The organism is Microbacterium sp. LMX7-1.2, assembly GCF_040675935.1.
Classification (GTDB): domain Bacteria; phylum Actinomycetota; class Actinomycetes; order Actinomycetales; family Microbacteriaceae; genus Microbacterium.
This window is the reverse complement of the sequence record NZ_JBEGIL010000001.1, coordinates 1,355,802-1,371,602: the sequence shown is the minus strand read 5'-3', so window position 1 is coordinate 1,371,602 and position 15,801 is coordinate 1,355,802. Positions and strand designations below refer to the sequence as shown.

The following is a 15,801-nucleotide window of genomic DNA, read 5'->3' as shown; positions in this document are numbered from 1 at the left end:
ATTCCCTCATCGAGGAGGCAGCGAGATGCTCAGGATCGGAATCATCGGCACGGGCGGCATCGCCGACGCGCACATCCGGGGGTACCTCGCGTTCCCCGAGGACTGCGAGATCGTCGCCCTCGCGGACGTGATCCCCGGCAAAGCAGCGCAGAAGGCGGAGGCCTTCGCGCTCGACGCCGTGCAGGCGTTCGACGACCCGCTCACCATGATCGCCGCCGGCGGCCTGGACATCGTCAGCATCGCGACTCCGCCCTCGACGCACGCCCCGCTGGCGATCGCGGCACTGGATGTCGGCATCCACGTGCTCGTCGAGAAGCCCATGGCGCCCTCGCTCGAGGAGTGCGACGCGATGCTCGCGGCGCAGCAGCGGTCCGGCCGGATGCTCTCGGTCGTGGCGCAGAACCGCTTCCGCGACGATCTCGCAACCCTGAAGGGCATCGTCGACTCCGGGCTCCTCGGCTCGATCTCGCACGTGCGCGTCGACTCCGCCTGGTGGCGCGGCCTGCCGTACTACGACCTGTGGTGGCGCGGGACGTGGGAGAAGGAGGGCGGTGGCTGCACGCTCAACCACGCCATCCATCACATCGACCTGCTGCTGTGGCTGCTCGGCAGCCCGAGCGAGATCACCGCGATGCTCGCGAACGCGCAGCACGACAACGCCGAGGTCGAGGATCTCTCGGTCGCGATCCTCCGCTACGAGCGCGGTCTCGCGCAGCTGACCAGCTCGGTCGTGCACCACGGCGAGGAACAGGCGATCGTGATCCAGGGGGCGAACGCGCGGGTGTCTCAGCCGTTCAGCGTCTCCGCCGAGCGATCCGCGCCCAGCGGCTTCCCTGCGGAGGGCGGTGACCCTGAGCTCGTCGCGCGGATCACGGCGCTCGTCGAGGACCGCGTTCCGCTTGCGCACCGGGGTCATGAGGGCCAGATCGGCGACCTGCTCACCGCGGTCCGCGACGGCCGCGAGCCCTCATCCACCGGACGGGACGGACGCAACGCGGTCGAGGTCGTCACGGCGATCTACAAGGCCGGATTCGAACGCGAGTTCGTGGCGTTGCCGATCCCGGCGTCCGATCCTTACTACCGGGCGGGCCAGCTCGTCGCGAACGCCCCGCACTTCTTCGAGAAGACGGCGACCGTGATGGAGGCGGCGTCGTGAGCGCATCGTCGTTCCCGGGCGGCACCTCGCTCTCGCATCTCGACATCTACACGGATGCGGCGCCCGACGGCATCTGCGGAGGAAGCCCCCACATGCATCTGGTGTCGACCGAGGCCTACGTCGTGGTGTCCGGTGAGGGTGCGCTCCAGACGATCGACGCCGCCGGCTTCCGCGAGACTGCTCTGTCGGCGGGATCGGTCGTGTGGTTCACCCCCGGAACGATCCACCGTGCCGTGAACCGCGGCGACCTCCAGGTCGTCGTGCTCATGAGCAATGCCGGACTGCCGGAGGCGGGGGATGCGGTCCTGACCTTCCCTGCCGATGTGGTCGCCGAACCCGAGAAGTACGCGGAGGTGGCCTCTCTAGGCCCGGAGGACGGCCGTGCGGCGCGCGCGACGCGGCGTCGCGACCTCGCCGTCGCGGGGTTCGAGAAGCTGCGGGATGCCGTGCAGCGCGGCGACCGCGCCCCGCTCGATGCGTTCCACGCGGCGGCGGGTGTGCTCGTGCGTGAGCGTGCGCGGGCCTGGGGCGACCTCGTGCGCGAGCGCCCGCTGGCCCAGGCGGAGCACTCGCTCGCGCTCGCCGACGCCGTGATGCGGGGATCGATCGCGCACCTCGCCGAGGCGCGGGTGCACGAGGCCGTGCCGTCGTCGGGGGAGCGGGCATTCGGGATGTGCGGACGGCTGCGCGCCTACGACGTCGCGGATCGCGACGCGACCGAGGGGAATGCACGATGAGCGCCGGCTTCGCCTTCGACCCGCTGCCCGAGCCCGTGGTCGGCCCCGGCGAGTTCGTGTTCGCCGCCGTCGGGCTCGACCACGGCCACATCCACGGGATGGTCGATCAGCTCATCGCCGCCGGCGCGACGCTGTCCCTCGTATGGGACGAGGATCCGCAGCGGCTCGCGGACTTCGTCGCGACGCATCCCGGCGCGGGGGCGGCATCGAGCGAGCGCGAGGTGCTCGAGGATCCTGAGGTGCGTCTGGTCGCGAGCGCGTCGATCGCCAGCCTCCGCGCTCCTCTCGGGGTACGGGTGCTGGAGGCCGGCAAGGACTTCTTCGCCGACAAACCCGCCATCACCTCCCTCGACGACCTCGCCGCGGCACGCGATGCCGTGGCGCGCACCGGGCGGAAGTTCGCGGTCTACTACGGGGAGCGCGTGCACTCCGAGGCCGCGATCCTCGCGGGGCAACTCGTGGCACAGGGCGCGATCGGCGAGGTGCTGCAGGTCGTGTCGTTCGGCCCGCACCGCATCGGGGAGAACCGTCCGGACTGGTTCTGGGATCCCGCGCAGTACGGCGGCATCCTGTGCGACATCGGCAGCCACAACTTCGAGCAGATGCTGTTCTACACCGGCGCGCGCTCCGGCGAGATCGTGAGCGCGACCGTGGCGAACTACGCCCACCCCGAGACGCCCGGGCTGCAGGACTTCGGCGACGCCCACGTCGTGCTCGACAACGGGAAGACCGGCTACGTGCGCGTCGACTGGTTCACGCCGGCCGGCATCGACGTCTTCGGCGACGGGCGCACCGTGCTGCTCGGGACCGACGGCTACATCGAGCTGCGCAAGTACATCGACATCACCACCGACAACGGCGGCGGACAGGTGCTGCTCGTGAACCAGGAAGGGCAGTATCGGTTCGACGCCAGGGGCAAGACGGGGTTCCCGTTCTTCGGTCAGCTGATCCGCGACTGCCTCGACCGTACCGAGAACGCCATGACCCAGGAGCACGCCTTCATGGCGGCGGAGCTCAGCATCCTCGCGCAGCGCGACGCGCGGGTGCTCGCCGGCTGACGGCATCCGCGTCGCGGCGCGTTTCGACTCGCTCCGCTCGCTCAACGACCAGGGGGATATACCCTCTCGGTCGTTGAGCGAGGAGCGCAGCGACGAGACGAAACGCGTCCGCGTCCCCAGAACGTCAGTCGAGGATCGCGGATGCCTGGCGCGCAGCGCCGAGCGCGACGTACTCACCGGGCTCGGGCACCTCGACGGGGAGGCCCAGCACCTCGGGGGCGATGCGTCGGACCGCCTCGGACTGCGCGCCGCCGCCGATGAGCAGGGCGCGGTCCAACGGGATGCCGAGCTCGCGGAAGGCGTCGAGTCCGGCGCCGAGCCCCCGCAGCATCCCCTCGACGGCCGCCCTCGCCAGGTTCTCGCGAGTCGTGGACGCCAGGGTCATGCCCGAGAGCGTCGCGGTCGCGTCGGGGAGGTTCGGGGTGCGCTCGCCCTCGAAGTAGGGCAGCAGCGTGAGTCCTGCGGCCCCCGACTCTGCGGTGAGCGCGAGTGCGCTGAACTCCTGGTGGGTGACGCCGAGCAGAGCTGCCGTGACGTCGACGACGCGCGCGGCGTTGAGTGTCGCGATGAGCGGCAGGAAGTGCCCGGAGGCGTCGGCGAAGCCCGCGACCGTGCCGGAGGCGTCGTGCACGGCATCCCGGCTCACGGCGAACACCGTGCCGGAGGTCCCGATCGACACGACGACGTCCCCCGGTTCGGCACCGAGCCCGAGCGCCGCGCCCGCGTTGTCACCGGCGCCCGCACCGACACGACGGCCCGCGGCATCCGTCACCCATTCGTCGGGCCCGAGCACGCGCGGCAGGACCGCGTCACGGCCGAGCGCCGCGACGAGGAGCTCCCGGTCGTACTCGCCGGTCCCTGGATTCCAGTAGCCGGTGCCCGAGGCATCCGACCGGTCGGTCACGAGCTCGTCGAGGACGGGGTTCTCGGGGCCGAAGCCTCGCAGACGCCAGGTCAGCCAATCGTGCGGCAGGGCGACGGCGGCGACGCGGGCGGCGTGCTCGGGCTCGTGGTCGCGCAGCCAGCGCAGCTTCGTGATCGTGAACGAGGCCACGGGGACGACGCCGGTGCGCGCCGACAGCTCCTCGGCGCCGAACTCTGCGATCAGGTCGGAGGCTGCGCCCGCCGATCGCGTGTCGTTCCACAGGAGCGCGTCGCGGATCACCCGGCCGGCGGAGTCGAGCGCGACCATGCCGTGCTGCTGGCCGCCGATCGCCCACGAGGCGATGTCGTCGAGCGACCCGGTCTCGGCGATCGCCGTCTCGAGGGCACGCCACCAGGACTCGGGGTCGACCGAGGTGCCGTCAGGGTGCATGCCACGACCGGAGCGCACGACCGCGCCGGTCGCGGTGTCGACGACGACCGCCTTGCAGGACTGGGTCGACGAGTCGACCCCGAGAACCAGGGGCATGTCGCTCAGCGTGCCCCGAGGAGGTGCTCGGTCGCAAGCTGCTGCAGGCGCACGAAGCCCGAGCCCTTGCCGCCGAAGTAGGCGCTCGGGTCGAAGTCCTCGTAGGCCGAGCGGTCGGCGAGGAAATCGTCGTACGTCTCGCCCGGCCCGAACGTCGGCGTCGAGAGCTCGTCGACACGCGCGGCGGCCAGCGCCTCCTGCACCTCGGGGTCGGCGCGGAACGCCGCCGCCCGCTCTTTGAGCAGCAGGTAGGTGCGCATGTTGGCCGCGGCCGACTCCCACACGCCGGTCTCGTCCTCGGTGCGGCTGGGCTTGTAGTCGAAGTGGCGGGGGCCGTCGTAGGCGGGGACACCGCCGGGGCCGCCGTTCTCCAGCAGGTCGACGAGCGAGAACGCGTTGTGCAGGTCGCCGTGACCGAACACGAGGTCCTGGTCGTACTTGATGCCGCGCTGGCCGTTGAGGTCGATGTGGAAGAGCTTGCCGTGGAACAGCGCCTGCGCGATGCCGGCGGTGAAGTTGAGCCCGGCCATCTGCTCGTGCCCGACCTCGGGGTTGACGCCCACCAGTTCGGGCCGCTCCAGCGAGTCGATGAACGCGATCGCGTGACCGAGGGTCGGGAGCAGGATGTCGCCGCGCGGCTCGTTGGGCTTGGGCTCGATCGCGAAGCGGATGTCGTAGCCCTTGTCGGTGACGTAGTCGCCGAGCAGGTTGACGCCCTCGCGGTAGCGCTCGAGCGCGGCGCGGACGTCCTTGGCGGAGTCGTACTCGGCACCCTCGCGACCTCCCCACATGACGAAGGTCTTCGCTCCCAGCTCGGCGCCGAGGTCGAGCTGACGGAAGACCTTGCGCAGCGCGTAGCGCCGCACGGCGCGGTCGTTGGAGGTGAAGCCGCCGTCCTTGAAGACCGGGGCGCTGAAGAGGTTCGTGGTGACCATGGGCACGACGATGCCGGTGTCGGCGAGCGCGCCCTTGAGCCGATCGATCTGCGTCTGGCGCTCGGCCTCGGTCGAACCGAACGCGAACAGGTCGTCGTCGTGGAAGGTCAGGCCGTAGGCGCCGAGCTCGGCGAGCTTCTCGACCGCGTGCACGACGTCGAGCGCGGGTCGGGTCGGTCCGCCGAACGGGTCGGTGCCGTTGTAGCCGATGGTCCAGAGACCGAAGGAGAACTTGTCGTCACGGGTGGGGGTGGTCATGGCCGCTCCTGCGCAGGTCATCGAATAAGTTGCGTGTCACAACATATCTCATGACAACGGCATCGTCCACCCCTTACAGTGAAGGGATGCCGTCACCGACGAGTCCCGCCACGGGCACCCGCCCGCACAACCTCGCGCGCCTCCTGAGACTCGTCCACGAACTCGGAGCGCAGTCACGGGCAGAGCTCACCGAGACGACCGGGCTGAACCGCTCCACCATCGCGGACCTCGTCGCCGAACTCGTGCGTCGCGGGCTCGTGGAGGAGAGCGTCCCCGACGTCGCCGGTCGCGTCGGCCGGCCCTCTCCCGTCGTGAGGCCCTCGGCCGGGGTCGTCGCGATCGCGGTCAACCCCGAGATCGACGCGACCGAGATCGCTGCGGTCGGCTTGGATCGCAGCATCCTCGTGCGGGAGCGCATCGCGCACGAGACGGTGCCGACGCCCGAGGACGTCGTGGCCGTCGTCGTCGATCGCATCTCCACCTGGAGCGCCGACGTGCTCGCGGGTGCCCGCATCGAGTCCGTGGGGATCGCCGTGCCGGGTCTGGTCCGCTCTGACGACGGGGTCGTCCGCAACGCCCCGCATCTGCACTGGAGCGACGTGCCGTTCGCCGAGCTCGTGCGCGAGGCGACCGGACTCCCTGTCTCCGTCGACAACGACGCGACCCTCGGCGCGATCGCCGAGCACCGCTACGGCGCAGGGCACGGCTTCGACGACGTCGTGTACCTCAACGGCGGCGCGTCCGGCATCGGCGGCGGGCTCATCATCCACGGCATCCCCGTCACCGGGGCGGGCGGCTACGCGGGGGAGTTCGGACAGAACCGTCCGCGCATCTCCGACGACGCGGACCGTCGCACGGGCGACGGCACGCTGGAGGCCGAGGTGAGCCGTCGGATGCTGCTGGACGTCGCCGACCTCGATCAGGCCGACGACGAGACGCTCGACGCCGCGCTCACGGCATCCGAGTCCGTCGCGGTGGAAGCCGAGGTGGCCCGCCAGGCTCGCGTCCTCGCGAGCGCGCTGGCCAACGCGGTGAACGTGCTGAATCCGTCGGTGGTCGTGTTGGGAGGGTTCCTCGCGACGCTCGCCGCCCTGCAGAGCGAGAGACTCGTGGATGACGTCGCCGCGCTGGCGATGTCGGAGAGCGCGGAAGGGTTCGAGATCCGTCCCGCGGCCCTCGGCCAGGATCGCCTGCTGATCGGCGCCGCCGAACTCGCTTTCGCCGATCTGCTCGCCGATCCAGGCTCGCGCGGCTGATCCGATCACGACAGCGACGTCCCGCGCAGGGGCGGCCGCCTATCGTCATGCCGGTGGTGAGCGAATGAAAGGATTGCGTGGTGAGCCCCGTCGACCTCGTCATCATCGCCGCGCTCGTATCCGGCGGCATCGCGCTCACCGCATGGCGACTCCGCATCGGTGGGAGATTCACCCCGTTGCGGCTGTTCAGCGGCGTCACCGCGACCGTCTACTTCGCAGCGCTGGTCTCCCTCACCTTCCTTCCCCTCAGCCTCGGTCCGTCCGAGTATGAGAAGCCGTGGTGGATCTGGATCAGCATCGTGCCGTTCCAGGACCTCGTCGACGACCCGATCGGGCTGACGCTCAACGTGGCGCTCTTCGTGCCACTCGGCGTTTTTGCGCCACTTCTCCTGCGCACATCGAGCTGGCTGCGGACAGCACTCGTCGGGCTTGTGGTGAGCGGCACGATCGAGGTCGTCCAGTTCATCGGCGACATCACCATCAGCCCCGGCCGCGTCGCGGACATCGATGACCTCATCACGAACGTTCTCGGAACGGTGGTGGGTTATATCCTCCTGCGAGTGGCGATGCTCGTCCCATCGCTCCGTCGGCTGGCAGATCTGGTCGCCTGGCCCTCACCGGGTGGAGCCGACCGGCTCGATGCGGAGTCACCGTCGATCCCGACATCGGGCTCGCGGTCGTCTTCGTCGACCTGATCGAATCGGGCACGGATGATCGGGCGCGGGGATACGCTCGAGCCGCACGATGGTGAGGAAAGGAGGACCTCATGATCGGAACGCTCAACGCCCTGGTCGACCAGGTCGAGGCGGCGGGCGGCGAGGAATCAGACCTCGCCGACTTCGCTCGATCGCACGGTACGAGCGAGTACCACCTGCGCCGGATGTTCTCGGCACTCGCGGGCATGCCGCTGTCGGAATACATCCGTAGGCGGCGTATGACGCTCGCGGGAGCCGAGCTGGCGGCCGGAACGACGAATCTGATCGACGTCGCCGTGCGACACGGCTACGGGTCCGTCGAGGCGTTCGGTCGCGCTTTCCGTGCCGTGCACGGAATCGCACCGGCGGACGCGCGCCGAGACGGGGGTCCTCTCCGCACACAACCCACGCTCCGGTTCCGCCTGAGCGTCGAAGGGAGAAGTCCGATGGACGTCACCATCACCACCGCACCCGAGCTCGTCCTCGTCGGTCACGCCGTCGAGGTGCCGCTCATCCACGAGGGCGTCAACCCGCACATCCAGCAGCACATCGCGGGCATCCCCGCCGAGGAGCATGCGCGCCTCAAGGCGCTCAGCGGCACCGAGCCGGGAGGCATCCTCGCCGTCACGGGTGACACACCGTCGGACGCGCCGGAAGGAACGATGCTCACCTATCTGCACGGAGTCTCCGTGCCGGCGGATGCCGAAGTGCCGGCCGACCTGGACGCGATGCGCGTCGATGCGGGCGCATGGGCGGTCTTCACCGCGAGCGGCCCGTTCCCCGAGACGCTGCAGACCCTCTGGGCGGCGACGGCGACCGAGTGGTTCCCGTCGAACCCGTGGCGCCTGCGGCCGGGGCCGTCGATCGTCCGCTACCTCGAGTTCACGGGCACGAGCGCCACCTGTGAGCTGTGGCTGGCGGTCGAACCGACGTGATCTCGGATGTCGGGCGGGAGCGAGCATGCGGCACGTAGGATCGCGGGATGAGAAGACGGGCAGCACTGATCGCGTCACTGCTGGCGGCATCTGTCCTGATGGCGGGATGCCGATCGATGCCGCCTTTGAGCGAGCCGGATCGCTCGGAGGTCGTGTCGGTACCCGGTGGCACGTGTGAGATCAGCTGGTGGCTCAGCCCCGCCGTCGACGACCCGCCGGCGGAGGCTGGCCGCATCGCAGCCGAGGCGCTCGACGAGGCCACGGTCAGCGATGCGCAGCGGGCGAGCTGGTTCCGGTTGTTGGGCGACGACCCCGACCTCGAGGCCGTGCCTGTCATTCGACTTCACGGGTCCGCCTACCTCGAGGCCGTCCGTGAAGACGTGCGATCGGCTCTCGACGACGCCGGCTATCCCGACACCGAACGAGTGATCGAGGTGTACTCGACTCTGTCCTGCGTGTAGAGAGCGCATGGTCCGTGATGAGAAGGGCGTCCGCCGGTAACGATCTTTTCGGTCGGCCTGATCGTCATCGATCTGCGGACACGCGACACTCGGAGAAACGATCCGCCGAGACCCCCTGCCGAAACCCGGATCCGGCCGGCACCCGTGCTGCGTGGCACCATGAGGAAACGATCCCAGCGAGCAGTGAGGTCCAGCCATGCCGATCGACCCGAAGAAGACGCTCGACGCGTATCAGGCGAAGCGCGGCGAGTTCCGCATCGTCGAAGTGCCGCCGCTGCAGTACCTCATGGTCGACGGCGCGGGCGATCCGAACACCGCGCCCGAGTACGCGGAGGCCGTGTCGGGGCTGTTCCCGCTCGCGTACACGCTGAAGTTCGCGGCGCGCGCGCAGCTCGGCATCGACACGGTCGTGATGCCTCTGGAAGGCTTGTGGCATGCGCCGGACATGGCGTCGTTCACCTCGCGGCGCGACAAGTCGGCGTGGCTGTGGACCATGATGATCCACGTTCCGGATCACATCACGCCGCGGATGTTCGCGGATGCCGTGGATGCGGTCGAGACGAAGTCCGCGAAGAAGAAGGAGCAGCCTCCCGCGGCTCTCCGCTCGGTGCGGCTCGAGACCCTCGACGAGGGGCTGTGCGTGCAGACGCTGCACATCGGTTCGTACGACGACGAGGCGCCGGTGCTCGCGGAGATGCATGAGAAGTTCATCCCCGACAACGGTCTGCGGATGACGGGGCGGCACCACGAGATCTACCTCGGCGACCCGCGTCGCTCAGCGCCCGAGAAGCTGCGCACGATCCTGCGCCAGCCCGTGGAGCGCGTCTGACCCGATCCGCTGATCCGGGCCCGATCCGCCGACGGGTACCCACGGTTCGTCAGCAGATCGGGACACGGTCGGCTGATCGGACCCGGACCGCCCGAGATATCCTGCTCGGATGACGACAGCGAAGTCCGCCGCGCACGAGGCTCGCGGATCCGATGCCTTCCGCCGGGTCGCCCGCGCAGGATTCGTGGTGGTCGGCCTGGTGCACATCATCATCGGCGCGATCGCGGTGTCGATCGCATCGGGCGCGGGTGGCGATGCAGACCAGGACGGCGCGATGGAGCAGATCCGCTCCACGCCCGTCGGCGGTCTCGTGCTGGCGGTCATCGCGGCCGCGCTCATCGCGCTCGCGGTGTGGAACATCGTCAGCGCCTTCGTCGCGTCCGGCGGCGAGGTGAAGAAGTGGGGGCAGCGCATCAAGCTGTTCGGCATCGCGATCGCCTACCTCGTGATCGCAGGGCTCGCGCTGATCTACGCGTTCGGCGGCCACGCCGAGTCCGAGACATCGTCGAAGACGCTGAGCGCCGTGCTGCTCTCCACCCCGGGCGGTGTGTTCCTGCTGATCGTGATCGGTCTCACGGTCGTCGGCGTGGGCATCGGCTTCCTCGTCAGCGGGGTGACGACCGGGTTCCGCAAGATGCTCGACCTTCCTTCGGGCGCGGGGCGTCCGCCGATCGTCGTCCTCGGTGTGGTCGGATACGTCGCGAAGGGCATCGCGGTGGCGGTCACCGGCATCCTGTTCGTGATCGCGGCGTGGACGGACGACCCTGACAAGTCCGGCGGTCTGGACGCTGCGTTGCGCAGCCTCGCCGATCTGCCGTTCGGCCGGGTGATCCTCTGGCTCGTCGGAGCGGGGCTCGCGGTCTACGGGGTCTTCTCGATCGTGCGCGCCCGCTACGCCCGCATGTGAGTTCAGGCCGTCGCGGGCTTCTCGCTCCACACGAGCAGGAATGCGCCGAGGGCGATCATGAGTCCGCCGCCGGTCGCCCCCATGGCCTCGATCCGGCGCGGTGAGCGGCCGAACCACTGGCGCGCCGCACTCGCGAGCAGCACCCAGATCGCGTCGCACGAGACGCCGATCGCCACCACGATCCCGCCCAGCACGAGCAGCTGCATGGGCACCGACCCGGCGTGCAGGTCGACGAACTGCGGCAGGATCGCGAGGAAGAACGCGATCGACTTCGGGTTCGTCACGCCGACGACGACACCCTCTCCGAGCAGGCGGGCACCCGAGCGCCGCGGCTGCGGCCCGGTCGCGACCGCCGCGGCATCCTTCCGATGACGGATCGCCTGGATGCCCAGGAACACGAGGTAGCCGGCACCGAGAACCTTCACGATCGTGAACAGCACGACGGACTGGGCGATCACCGTGCCGACGCCGAGAGCGACGCCGACCACGAGCACCAGCGAGCCGAGCGCGGTGCCGAGGATGCTGAGAAAGCCGCCGAGCCGGCCGAGGGCCATCGCGCGCCCGATCGTGAACAGCACCGTCGGGCCGGGGATCACGACCATGATGAACGCCGCGACGATGAAAGTCGCGAGAGTGTCGCCGCTGATCATGGTGCGAGCCTAGACCCGCGACCCGTCCTGCGACGCCAGATGAGAAGCTAGAAGGATGAGTCTTCTCCGCCCTGCCGACGCGATAGACCCGCTGACGGACGCCCCGCTGACGGATGCCGAGGTGCGGCGTCTCCGCGAGGACTTCCCGATCCTCCAGACCGAGGTGAACGGGCATCCGCTGTCGTACCTCGACTCCGGCGCCACCTCGCAGCGTCCGCTCGCGGTGCTCGACGCCGAACGCGAGTTCGCGAGCACCCTCAACGCCGCTGTGCACCGCGGTGCCCACACCCTCGCCGCCGAGGCCACCGAGGTGTTCGAGGAGGCACGGGCGACGGTCGCACGTTTCGTCGGCGCCGATGAGGATGAGATCGTCTGGACGTCGAACGCGACCGAGGCGATCAACCTCGTGGCCTATTCGATCTCGAACGCGTCGCTCGGGCGCGGGGGAGACGCCGCGGCGGGGCTGCGGATCGGGCCGGGCGACGAGATCGTCACGACCGAGATGGAGCACCACGCCAACCTCATCCCGTGGCAGGAGCTCGCCGCGCGCACCGGGGCGACGCTGCGCGTGATCCCGCTCGACGACCACGGCGCGCTGCGCCTCGACGTCGCCACCGAGATGATCGGCGAGCGCACCCGACTCGTCGCGTTCACCCACGTGTCGAACGTGCTGGGCGTCGTCAACCCGGTGGAGCAGCTTCTCGCGCTGGCGAGATCGGCAGGGGCGCTCGTGCTGCTCGACGCGTGCCAGTCGGCACCGCACCTGCCGCTCGACGTGCGCGCGCTCGATGTCGACTTCGCGGTGCTGTCCGGGCACAAGATGCTCGGTCCCTCGGGCATCGGCGCGCTGTACGGTCGGCGCGCGCTGCTCGAGGCGATGCCGCCTTTCCTCACCGGCGGCTCCATGATCACGACGGTCACGACGACCGAGGCCGAGTACCTTCCGCCGCCGCAGCGCTTCGAGGCGGGCACGCAGCGCGTGTCGCAGGCCGTCGCGCTCGCCGCAGCCATCGACTACCTCACCGCCGTGGGCATGCCGCGCATCGCGGCGCACGAGGCCGCCTTCGGGCGACGTCTGGTCGAGGGGCTGAGCGCGATCGACGGCGTGCAGGTGCTCGGATCCGGCATCGACCTGCCGCGCGTCGGGCTCGCGAGCTTCGACGTCGCCGGCATCCACTCGCATGATGTGGGGCAGTATCTCGACGATCTCGGCATCGCCGTGCGCGTGGGACACCACTGCGCGCAGCCGCTGCACCGTCGGCTGGGGATCACCTCGTCGACGAGGGCGAGCACGTACCTGTACACGACCGAGGCCGAGGTGGAGGCCGTGATCGACGGCGTCGCCGGAGCCATACGATTCTTCGGGAGGGGCGCATGAGCGACCTGCAGAACCTGTACCAGGAGCTCATCCTCGACCATTCGCGCACCCCGCACGGCTTCGGGCTCCGCGAGGAGATCGCCGCGCAGTCGCACCAGGTGAACCCGACGTGCGGCGACGAGGTCACCCTGCAGGTGCATCGCGCCGACGACGGCAGCGTCGAGGCGATCGCGTGGGAAGGACACGGCTGCGCGATCTCGCAGGCCTCCGCCTCGCTGCTCGCCGAGCTCGCCGAGGGGCTCACGGTCGAGGAGCTCGAGGTGCGGATCGCGGCCTTCCGCGAGGCGATGCGCTCGCGCGGCAAGATCGAGCCCGACGAGGAGCTGCTGGGAGACGCGGCGGCCCTGGGTGGCGTCTCGCGCTACGTCGCGCGCGTGAAGTGCGCGATGCTCGCGTGGGTCGCGGCGGAGGACGCGCTGCACAAGTCCTGAGCTGCACGGGGTGCAGGATGGAGACATGTCTGTGCAGCTGATCCCCCTGGACGAGAACCGCTTCGACACCTGGCTGATCGCGACGCGGGAGCGCCTCATCCGACTGCGGCAGGAGTCGCGGATGCTGCTCGGAGACGATGCGGTCGCGCACGCCGAGGCCTTCCTCACCGAGCTGCTGCCGTCGGGGTGGGACACCGAGACCTCGCTGATCCTCACGATCGTCGACGACGGTGTGGAGATCGGCACGGTCTGGCTCGCGGCGAACGACGGCATCCTGTTCGTCGTCGACCTCCTGTTCACGACCACTCCCGACGAGACCCAGCGCGACGGTCTGTTCGAGGCGCTGACGGCACTGGTGACCCGGCAGGGCGTGAAGCGTCTGTCCGTGGCGCTCTATGCGACGGATGCCGATGGGCACGCGTTCCTACAGGGGAGGGGGTTCGAGCTCGCCTCGATGCAGATGCTGCTCGAGCCGCTGCCCGTCCGTGACGCGGCCCCTCGCATCGAGCTGCGCCGCATGACGCCCGAACGGTTCGTCGCCTTCGCGGCGCACTCGGAGTCGGCGTTCGCGGACGACCTCGTGGCCTCGGGGCGCTATTCGGCGGAGGCGGCCGCGACCGAGTCGCACCGGCAGATGATGCTGGAGTTGCCAGAGGGCGTCGACTCGGCCGGTCAGCTTCTGTTCACGGCGCACGCGGACGACGAGGAGGTCGGCATCCTGTGGCTCGGCGAGCGCACGCGCGTCGGGCGACCGCACGCCTTCGTCCTCGACATCGAGGTGGCGGAGGCGCACCGTCGTCGGGGCCACGGTCGGGAGATCATGCTCGCCGCCGAGCAGGAGGCGCGGCGGATCGGCGCCGAGTCGATCGGTCTGCACGTGTTCGGGTTCAACGCCGGCGCGATCGCGATGTACGAGGGGCTGGGATACCGACGCGTGGAGCAGAGGTTCCTGCGCTCGGTGTGACTCTGCGTGACCGAGGACGCACGCCGAGGGGAATAGCCACGCGAGTCGGGTGTTGGCACCGTCATGAGCACTCTCGGAATCATCGGAGCAGGACACATCGGCAGCCAGGTCGCGCGCGTCGCGATAGCGAACGGGTACGACGTGGTGATCGCGAACTCACGCGGCCCGGAGACGCTCGCCGGCCTCGTGGCCGATCTCGGGCCGAACGCGCGTGCCGCGAGCGCGGCGGATGCGGCCGCAGCCGCCGACGTCGCCGTCGTGACGATCCCGCTCGGGCGCATCGACGACCTGCCTGTGGACGAGCTCGCCGGCAAGATCGTGCTCGACACGAACAACTACTACTTCGAGCGAGACGGGCGCATCCCCGAGCTCGACCGGGGCGAGACGACGACCTCGGAGCTGCTGCAGCGCACGCTGCCGACCTCGCGCGTCGTGAAGGCCTTCAACCACATCGGAGCCGCGGACATCACGACCACCGGGACTCCCGCGGGCACTCCGGATCGTCGTGCGCTCGCGACCGCGGGTGATGACGCCGAGGCGGTCGACTTCGTCACCCGCTTCTACGATGCCGCGGGGTTCGACACCGTGAACGTCGGGCCGCTCAGCGAGTCGTGGCGCGTCGAGCGGGATCGTCCTGCGTACGTCGTGCGTCAGAACGCGGACGAGTTGCGCGCCAACCTCGCGATCGCGAACCGCCTGCCCTGACCTCGTATCCTGGAGCACTGGGATACCAAACTTGTCGCTCGCCATATCGGGATGAGACAATCCCGTTATGGCGGAGGCGGGGGCTGCCGGCGAACTCGAGTCGGTGAGGGTGACGCGTATTCTGCGCGATGACATCGTGCTGGGGCGGCGCATGCCCGGCTCCCGGCTCGTCGAGCGCGACATCGCGGCCGAGCTCGACGTCTCGCGTCTTCCCGTGCGCGAGGCCATTCGCACGCTCGTCGCGGAGGGCGTCGTCGTCGCACGGCCGCGCACCTGGGCCGTGGTGCGCGAGTTCACCCGGCAGGAGCTGCAGGACTTCGGCGAGGTGCGCGAGGCCGTCGAGACGATGATCTTCGTGTTCGCCGCGCAGCGCCGCACAGCCGAGGGCGTCGCCCGGCTGCGCGCCGTCTACGAGCAGGAGTTCGCGGCGGCCGAAGCGGGCGACGTGGAGGCGGCGCGGATCGCCGCGACCCGGTTCCACGAGGTCGCGGCGCACCTCGCCGCGAACGACACGATCTTCGAGATGGTCAGCGTGTTCACGACGCGGCTGCGATGGCTGTTCGGCCAGCACGACGATCTCGTCGAGACGGCCGAGGAGCACCGCGTGATCCTCGAGGCGGTCGAGGCGCAGGATGCTGCCGCGCTGCGCGAGCTGATCCCTCAGCACACGATGAACTCCGTCGCGTCCGCCGCGCGTCGTCTCGGTGTGGATCCGGCCTCTCCCTGAGTCCGACCCTCTACATACCCCTAGGGGGTATGCTTGAGGGGTCCGCCGAAGAGAGGAACCGCCATGACCACCACCGCCTACACCGTGACCGGGATGACCTGCGGGCACTGCGAGGGCTCGGTGCGCAGCGAGGTCGCGAAGATCGACGGCGTCACCGCGATCGACGTGAGCGCCGCCTCCGGCGCGCTCGTCGTCACCTCCGACGTCGCCCTCGACGATACGGCCGTGCTGGCTGCGGTCGACGAGGCCGGCTACAGCGCGACGCGCGCCTGAGTCGACCGTGGCGAGCGGAGCGGTCTACGACCTCG

General features: G+C 69.8%; 18 protein-coding genes. 15 read left to right on the top strand and 3 right to left on the bottom strand.

Translation table 11 applies throughout. The features are described 5' to 3' along the window. Positions 1-25 precede the first annotated feature (25 nt). Genes MRBLMX7_RS06730 through MRBLMX7_RS06720 form a run of 3 tightly spaced genes read left to right on the top strand, consistent with a single transcriptional unit; the run spans position 26 to position 2,951 of the window. The gene (locus MRBLMX7_RS06730; RefSeq protein WP_363366904.1) at positions 26-1,156 is read left to right on the top strand and encodes a Gfo/Idh/MocA family protein; all 1,131 of its coding nucleotides are present in this window, start codon (positions 26-28) and stop codon (positions 1,154-1,156) included. Continuing rightward, positions 1,153-1,893, top strand: coding sequence for a cupin domain-containing protein (locus MRBLMX7_RS06725; RefSeq protein WP_363366902.1), 741 nt, complete (start codon positions 1,153-1,155; stop codon positions 1,891-1,893). The genes MRBLMX7_RS06730 and MRBLMX7_RS06725 overlap by 4 nt, the downstream gene beginning before the upstream one ends. Next, positions 1,890-2,951 carry a Gfo/Idh/MocA family protein gene (locus tag MRBLMX7_RS06720; RefSeq protein ID WP_363366900.1) on the top strand — a complete coding sequence of 354 codons (1,062 nt, stop codon included), beginning with the start codon at positions 1,890-1,892 and terminating at the stop codon, positions 2,949-2,951. Before MRBLMX7_RS06725 ends, MRBLMX7_RS06720 begins: the two co-directional genes overlap by 4 nt. 124 nt (positions 2,952-3,075) lie before the next feature. On the opposite strand, the gene xylB is transcribed toward MRBLMX7_RS06720, so the two are convergent. Next, on the bottom strand, positions 3,076-4,362 hold the full coding sequence (gene xylB / locus MRBLMX7_RS06715) for a xylulokinase (protein ID WP_363366898.1): 1,287 nt from the start codon (positions 4,360-4,362) through the stop codon (positions 3,076-3,078). A gap of 5 nt (positions 4,363-4,367) precedes the next feature. Beyond that, on the bottom strand, positions 4,368-5,555 hold the full coding sequence (gene xylA / locus MRBLMX7_RS06710; RefSeq protein WP_363366896.1) for a xylose isomerase: 1,188 nt from the start codon (positions 5,553-5,555) through the stop codon (positions 4,368-4,370). Positions 5,556-5,641: 86 nt separating this feature from the next. On the opposite strand from xylA, the gene MRBLMX7_RS06705 reads away from it, so the two are divergent. The 6 genes from MRBLMX7_RS06705 to MRBLMX7_RS06680 all read left to right on the top strand — a co-directional run bounded on the left by MRBLMX7_RS06705 (position 5,642) and on the right by MRBLMX7_RS06680 (position 10,638). Continuing rightward, a complete protein-coding gene (locus MRBLMX7_RS06705; RefSeq protein WP_363366894.1) occupies positions 5,642-6,811 on the top strand; it encodes an ROK family transcriptional regulator in 1,170 nt (389 codons plus the stop codon). Between the two features lie 80 nt (positions 6,812-6,891). Beyond that, positions 6,892-7,506 (top strand): VanZ family protein, encoded by a 615-nt coding sequence (locus tag MRBLMX7_RS06700; RefSeq protein ID WP_363366893.1) that lies wholly within the window; start codon positions 6,892-6,894, stop codon positions 7,504-7,506. Between the two features lie 71 nt (positions 7,507-7,577). Further along, on the top strand, positions 7,578-8,441 hold the full coding sequence (locus MRBLMX7_RS06695) for an AraC family transcriptional regulator (protein ID WP_363366891.1): 864 nt from the start codon (positions 7,578-7,580) through the stop codon (positions 8,439-8,441). 47 nt (positions 8,442-8,488) lie between these two features. Then, positions 8,489-8,902 (top strand): hypothetical protein, encoded by a 414-nt coding sequence (locus tag MRBLMX7_RS06690; RefSeq protein WP_363366889.1) that lies wholly within the window; start codon positions 8,489-8,491, stop codon positions 8,900-8,902. A 196-nt stretch (positions 8,903-9,098) separates the two neighbouring features. Continuing rightward, a complete protein-coding gene (locus tag MRBLMX7_RS06685) occupies positions 9,099-9,731 on the top strand; it encodes a GyrI-like domain-containing protein (RefSeq protein ID WP_363366886.1) in 633 nt (210 codons plus the stop codon). A gap of 109 nt (positions 9,732-9,840) precedes the next feature. Then, positions 9,841-10,638, top strand: coding sequence for a DUF1206 domain-containing protein (locus tag MRBLMX7_RS06680; protein ID WP_363366884.1), 798 nt, complete (start codon positions 9,841-9,843; stop codon positions 10,636-10,638). A gap of 2 nt (positions 10,639-10,640) precedes the next feature. On the opposite strand, the gene MRBLMX7_RS06675 is transcribed toward MRBLMX7_RS06680, so the two are convergent. Beyond that, the gene (locus MRBLMX7_RS06675) at positions 10,641-11,288 is read right to left on the bottom strand and encodes a LysE family translocator (RefSeq protein ID WP_363366882.1); all 648 of its coding nucleotides are present in this window, start codon (positions 11,286-11,288) and stop codon (positions 10,641-10,643) included. A gap of 55 nt (positions 11,289-11,343) precedes the next feature. Between MRBLMX7_RS06675 and MRBLMX7_RS06670 the strand changes: the two genes are divergently transcribed. The 6 genes from MRBLMX7_RS06670 to MRBLMX7_RS06645 all read left to right on the top strand — a co-directional run bounded on the left by MRBLMX7_RS06670 (position 11,344) and on the right by MRBLMX7_RS06645 (position 15,766). Continuing rightward, the gene (locus tag MRBLMX7_RS06670) at positions 11,344-12,666 is read left to right on the top strand and encodes an aminotransferase class V-fold PLP-dependent enzyme (RefSeq protein WP_363366880.1); all 1,323 of its coding nucleotides are present in this window, start codon (positions 11,344-11,346) and stop codon (positions 12,664-12,666) included. Next, positions 12,663-13,097 (top strand): Fe-S cluster assembly sulfur transfer protein SufU, encoded by a 435-nt coding sequence (gene sufU, locus MRBLMX7_RS06665; RefSeq protein ID WP_363366878.1) that lies wholly within the window; start codon positions 12,663-12,665, stop codon positions 13,095-13,097. The genes MRBLMX7_RS06670 and sufU overlap by 4 nt, the downstream gene beginning before the upstream one ends. A 25-nt stretch (positions 13,098-13,122) precedes the next feature. Then, positions 13,123-14,061 (top strand): GNAT family N-acetyltransferase, encoded by a 939-nt coding sequence (locus tag MRBLMX7_RS06660; protein ID WP_363366876.1) that lies wholly within the window; start codon positions 13,123-13,125, stop codon positions 14,059-14,061. 63 nt (positions 14,062-14,124) lie between these two features. Then, entirely contained in the window at positions 14,125-14,766 is a 642-nt protein-coding gene (locus MRBLMX7_RS06655; RefSeq protein WP_363366874.1) for an NADPH-dependent F420 reductase, read from the top strand. A 109-nt stretch (positions 14,767-14,875) separates the two neighbouring features. Beyond that, positions 14,876-15,493 (top strand): GntR family transcriptional regulator, encoded by a 618-nt coding sequence (locus tag MRBLMX7_RS06650; protein WP_363366872.1) that lies wholly within the window; start codon positions 14,876-14,878, stop codon positions 15,491-15,493. Positions 15,494-15,556: 63 nt separating this feature from the next. Beyond that, the gene (locus MRBLMX7_RS06645; RefSeq protein WP_363366870.1) at positions 15,557-15,766 is read left to right on the top strand and encodes a heavy-metal-associated domain-containing protein; all 210 of its coding nucleotides are present in this window, start codon (positions 15,557-15,559) and stop codon (positions 15,764-15,766) included. The last annotated feature ends 35 nt before the right edge of the window (positions 15,767-15,801 follow it).

Coding starts and splice junctions, on each gene's coding strand:
- xylA (WP_363366896.1), bottom strand. CDS start 5,555: ATGACCACCCCCACCCGTGACGACAAGTTCTCCTTCGGTCTCTGGACC.
- MRBLMX7_RS06655 (WP_363366874.1), top strand. CDS start 14,125: ATGAGCACTCTCGGAATCATCGGAGCAGGACACATCGGCAGCCAGGTC.
- MRBLMX7_RS06695 (WP_363366891.1), top strand. CDS start 7,578: ATGATCGGAACGCTCAACGCCCTGGTCGACCAGGTCGAGGCGGCGGGC.
- MRBLMX7_RS06705 (WP_363366894.1), top strand. CDS start 5,642: ATGCCGTCACCGACGAGTCCCGCCACGGGCACCCGCCCGCACAACCTC.
- MRBLMX7_RS06720 (WP_363366900.1), top strand. CDS start 1,890: ATGAGCGCCGGCTTCGCCTTCGACCCGCTGCCCGAGCCCGTGGTCGGC.
- MRBLMX7_RS06690 (WP_363366889.1), top strand. CDS start 8,489: ATGAGAAGACGGGCAGCACTGATCGCGTCACTGCTGGCGGCATCTGTC.
- sufU (WP_363366878.1), top strand. CDS start 12,663: ATGAGCGACCTGCAGAACCTGTACCAGGAGCTCATCCTCGACCATTCG.
- MRBLMX7_RS06685 (WP_363366886.1), top strand. CDS start 9,099: ATGCCGATCGACCCGAAGAAGACGCTCGACGCGTATCAGGCGAAGCGC.
- MRBLMX7_RS06675 (WP_363366882.1), bottom strand. CDS start 11,288: ATGATCAGCGGCGACACTCTCGCGACTTTCATCGTCGCGGCGTTCATC.
- xylB (WP_363366898.1), bottom strand. CDS start 4,362: ATGCCCCTGGTTCTCGGGGTCGACTCGTCGACCCAGTCCTGCAAGGCG.
- MRBLMX7_RS06645 (WP_363366870.1), top strand. CDS start 15,557: ATGACCACCACCGCCTACACCGTGACCGGGATGACCTGCGGGCACTGC.
- MRBLMX7_RS06680 (WP_363366884.1), top strand. CDS start 9,841: ATGACGACAGCGAAGTCCGCCGCGCACGAGGCTCGCGGATCCGATGCC.
- MRBLMX7_RS06660 (WP_363366876.1), top strand. CDS start 13,123: ATGTCTGTGCAGCTGATCCCCCTGGACGAGAACCGCTTCGACACCTGG.
- MRBLMX7_RS06670 (WP_363366880.1), top strand. CDS start 11,344: ATGAGTCTTCTCCGCCCTGCCGACGCGATAGACCCGCTGACGGACGCC.
- MRBLMX7_RS06730 (WP_363366904.1), top strand. CDS start 26: ATGCTCAGGATCGGAATCATCGGCACGGGCGGCATCGCCGACGCGCAC.